Raw genomic sequence first — 4,079 nt, 5'->3', positions numbered from 1 at the left:
GCCAGGACGGCTGGACCTCGCCCGAAGCGCAGTCCCACGCCCACCACGACCAACAGAAAGATCATGACGATGTTGGACAACTCCAGCACAGACACCAAGGGGGTTGCCAGCAAGGCTGCGGCAATACAGGCCACGCCTGCTGCGGCGTAGCCGGGCCAGACGGCACTGGAAGGCGCCAAGTCCAGGGGCACCGATGAGGCCGCCCCGCGGGAACCCCGGGGCAAGGAAACCTGCAGCACATCCAGGTCATCGGCCACGACCGCGACCTGATCGGCGAGCGCCTTGCGCCAAGGCAGGCGTCGTTCATGCCTGCCCATGACCAGGCGGGACAAGTTGTGCTCCCGCGCATAGCGCACCAGTGCCGAGGCCGCATCTGGCGCAGACAAGGTGGCAATCGTGCCGCCCAGTTGTTCGGCCAGTTGAAGCACCTTGAACGTGGCCTGCTGCACAGATCGAGCTTGCCTCAATTGGGATGGCGTTTCAACGTGCACGGCATGCCACTGAACACCCAACTGCCCCGCCAACCTGGCACAGCTTCGAATGATCTTCTCGCCACCATCACCCGGGCCGATGCACGCCAATAGCGCCTCGCGGTTTGGCCAGACTGCTTGAACCGAAGCAACCCGTCGATAAGCCAGCACTTCCCCATCTACACGATCGGCGGTGCGCCGCAAGGCCAGCTCACGCAACGCAAGCAAATTGCCTTTCCTGAAAAAGCTGCCGGCAGCCCGCTCAGCCTGTTCCGGCAGGTAGACCTTGCCTGCTTTCAAGCGCTCCAGCAGCTCATCGGGTGGCAGGTCCACCACCACCACCTCGTGTGCCTGGTCGAACAGGCGGTCAGGGACGGTTTCCCATACCTGGATGCCGGTGATACCGCTGACGATGTCGTTGAGGCTCTCCAGATGCTGGACGTTCATCGTCGTCCACACGTCAATGCCTGCAGCCAGCAACTCCTCTACATCCTGCCAGCGCTTGGGATGACGGGAGCCTGGTGCATTGCTGTGTGCCAGCTCATCCAGAAGCACCAGGGCATTCTCGTGTTCAGCGCCAAATGCCAGTGCGGCGTCGATGTCAAATTCGGTGAGCACCTTGCCCTTGTAGGGCACTTGTTTCAGTGCCAGACGGGGCAGCCCCGCCGTCATGGTTTCGGTGTCGGCGCGCCCATGCGTTTCAACCAAACCCACGATCAAAGGCGTGCCTTGCGCCAACGCCGCTTTGGCGGACATGAGCATGGCAAATGTCTTGCCCACACCCGCTGATGCGCCGAAGAAGATCTTCAAATGACCGCGTTGAGCCTTGACCTCGTCCTCGATGACGCGTCGAAGCAAGGTGTCAGGGTCCGGTCGATCTGAATACGCTGCCATGGTGGTATGCAAGTGACGATAAGGCCACATCCATGTTAGGCGGCCACGCATCAAGATGGCCGTAAGACTGGTGCAGCAGGCATCAAGAAAATATAAAGATTTAGCGCAAGCACATGCATCTCAACGAGACTTCCACACCTGAATTCTTGACCTCATCTTGATACCAAGCTACCTATATTGAAGACGTCGCATCAACGAGGTTCACATCATGGATCTGCTTCACATGCTCCCCACCGTGCTGTTGCTGGCATTCTTTGCGGGTGTGCTCAGGGTTTGCGCTTGGATTGGCGGGGTGACCCGAGAAGATTTCCAGCGCGAAGATTCACCACGTGCACGCGTGACTGACCATCGGCACCTTGGTTAAACGGGACTTCCAGGTCGATTCAAAGAAGCGGCTCGTTCAGATGGTCAAGAAGCATGTCGAGTCCTTGCGTTCGCTCATGCTAGTTCGTGTCAAGACAAGGCGGCAAGGTGATCGCCTTGATGTTTTCTTGATGTCAGCCCTTGAAAACTTGGCCACTTCTTGATGCGGCTATTTCTACGATGGCTTCATTCATCGTTAGGAGGCGTCCATGGATGTCGTTTTTATTGCGCTTAGCGCCGGCTTCTTGCTGATTCTTGTCGGCATGGCCAAGGGCTGCGCCCTCTTGGGAGGAGCTTCGAAATGAGCTGGCTCTATGTACTTTGCGGGGCGATCTCGGTGGGCCTGCTGGTCTACCTCATCGCCGCCTTGCTGAAACCGGAGAACTTCTCATGAGCACGCATGGTTGGACATTGCTCGCCGCCTACAGCGTTGTACTGCTGTTGCTGGCATTTCCACTGGGGCGCTATATCGCCACGGTGATGGAAGGACGCCTGCCTTTGGCAGGCAGGATAGAGTCCGCGCTTTACCGGCTTTGCGGCGTCAAGGCCGATTCAGAAATGGGGTGGCTGCAATATGCCTTGGCCATCCTCGCTTTCAATGCCTTGGGTGTGCTCGCGGTTTACGCCTTGCAACGCCTGCAGATCTGGCTGCCGCTGAACCCTCAGGGCATGGCCAACGTTACGCCTGATTCGTCGTTCAACACCGCCATCAGTTTTGTGACCAACACGAACTGGCAGGGCTATGGCGGCGAAACCACCATGAGCTACCTGACGCAGATGCTGGGGCTGGCCGTGCAGAACTTTCTGTCTGCGGCAACCGGCATCGTGGTCGTCGTGGCGCTCATTCGTGGGTTTGCCAGACACACCGCCAAGAGCATCGGCAACGCCTGGGTTGACCTTACCCGCGTCACGTTGTGGATCTTGCTGCCTATTTCATTTGTCTATGGCTTGTTCCTGGTTCAACAAGGTGTCGTGCAGAACTTTGATGCCTACAAGGACGTCAAGACGCTGGAAGTGGTGCATTACCAGGAAGCCACATCGGGCCCTGACGGGCAGCCCGTCAAGAACGAAAAGGGCGAACCGGTCATGGAGGACAAGAGCACGGATACCCAGACTCTGGCCATGGGGCCTGTCGCCTCACAGGAAGCCATCAAGATGTTGGGCACCAATGGCGGGGGCTTCTTCAACGCCAACTCGGCCCACCCCTTCGAGAACCCGACGGCATTGAGCAACTTCGTTCAAATGCTGTCCATCTTCCTGATCCCAGCGGCTTTGTGCTTCACCTTTGGTCGCATGGTGCAAGACCAGCGCCAGGGCTGGAGCGTGCTCATTGCCATGTTCGTCTTGTTCGTGGCTGGCGCGATCACAGCCATGCATTTCGAGCAGATGGGCAATCCGCAGTTGAAGGCGTTAGGCGTTGATCAAGCCCCCAGCACATTGCAAGCCGGCGGCAACATGGAAGGCAAGGACGTTCGGTTCGGGATTGCCGATTCCGCACTGTTCGCCACCATCACCACCGATGCATCGTGTGGCGCGGTCAATGCCATGCACGATTCGTTCACGCCGCTGGGCGGCATGGTTCCTTTGGTGAACATGCAACTGGGCGAGGTGGTATTTGGCGGTGTCGGTACAGGGCTGTACGGGATGTTGGTATTTGCCATCCTGGCGGTTTTCATCGCCGGCCTGATGATCGGGCGTACGCCGGAGTACCTGGGCAAGAAGATCGAGTCGTACGAAATGAAGATGACCTCGATCGCCATCCTGGTCACGCCTCTGCTGGTGCTGGCAGGCACGGCCATTGCCGTGATGTCGGAGGCTGGCCGGGCGGGCATTGCCAATCCTGGCGTGCATGGCTTCTCTGAAATCCTGTATGCCCTGACATCGGCGGCCAACAACAACGGCAGCGCCTTTGCTGGCCTGTCCGCCAACACGCCTTTCTACAACGTGCTGCTGGCCGTGGCCATGTGGTTTGGCCGCTTCGGCGTGATCGTACCCGTGCTGGCCATCGCTGGGTCCTTGGCTGCCAAGAAGCGCATCGCCGTCACGGAGGGAACCATGCCCACGCACGGCCCGCTGTTTGTGGTGCTGCTTCTGGGCACTGTGCTGCTGGTGGGCTTGTTGAACTACGTACCGGCCTTGGCGCTGGGCCCGATCGTTGAGCACCTGATGCTCTGGAAGTGAGGCAAAACATGACTCGCACAACATTCAATCTGTTTGATCCCACACTGGCCAAGCCAGCCGTGGCGGACGCGTTCAAGAAACTGGATCCCAGGGTGCAGTGGCGCAACCCCGTGATGTTCGTCGTCTACGTGGGCAGCATCTTGACCTCGGTGCTGTTTGTTCAATCGCTTG

Annotated in this window: 3 protein-coding genes and 1 pseudogene; 3 read left to right on the top strand and 1 reads right to left on the bottom strand. The window is 58.7% G+C overall.

Annotated features, from left to right (window positions below; all coding sequences use genetic code 11):
- Window positions 1–1,364, bottom strand: a pseudogene (locus tag EPO09_RS00070) (two-component system sensor histidine kinase KdbD); the annotation flags it as partial.
- Window positions 1,365–1,572: 208 nt separating this feature from the next.
- Between EPO09_RS00070 and EPO09_RS00065 the strand changes: the two are divergent.
- The 3 genes from EPO09_RS00065 to kdpA all read left to right on the top strand — a co-directional run bounded on the left by EPO09_RS00065 (window position 1,573) and on the right by kdpA (window position 3,908).
- The gene (locus tag EPO09_RS00065; protein ID WP_290638955.1) at window positions 1,573–1,728 is read left to right on the top strand and encodes a hypothetical protein; all 156 of its coding nucleotides are present in this window, start codon (window positions 1,573–1,575) and stop codon (window positions 1,726–1,728) included.
- A gap of 300 nt (window positions 1,729–2,028) precedes the next feature.
- A complete protein-coding gene (kdpF, locus tag EPO09_RS00060) occupies window positions 2,029–2,121 on the top strand; it encodes a K(+)-transporting ATPase subunit F (protein WP_290638953.1) in 93 nt (30 codons plus the stop codon).
- Window positions 2,118–3,908: a potassium-transporting ATPase subunit KdpA gene (kdpA, locus tag EPO09_RS00055; protein ID WP_290638950.1), complete on the top strand. Its 1,791-nt coding sequence runs from the start codon at window positions 2,118–2,120 to the stop codon at window positions 3,906–3,908. The genes kdpF and kdpA overlap by 4 nt, the downstream gene beginning before the upstream one ends.
- The last annotated feature ends 171 nt before the right edge of the window (window positions 3,909–4,079 follow it).

This window comes from Aquabacterium sp., assembly GCF_004297345.1.
Classification (GTDB): Bacteria; Pseudomonadota; Gammaproteobacteria; order Burkholderiales; family Burkholderiaceae_C; genus Aquabacterium.
The sequence above is the reverse complement of the archived record's forward strand: the minus strand, read 5'-3'. Positions and strand labels throughout refer to the sequence as shown.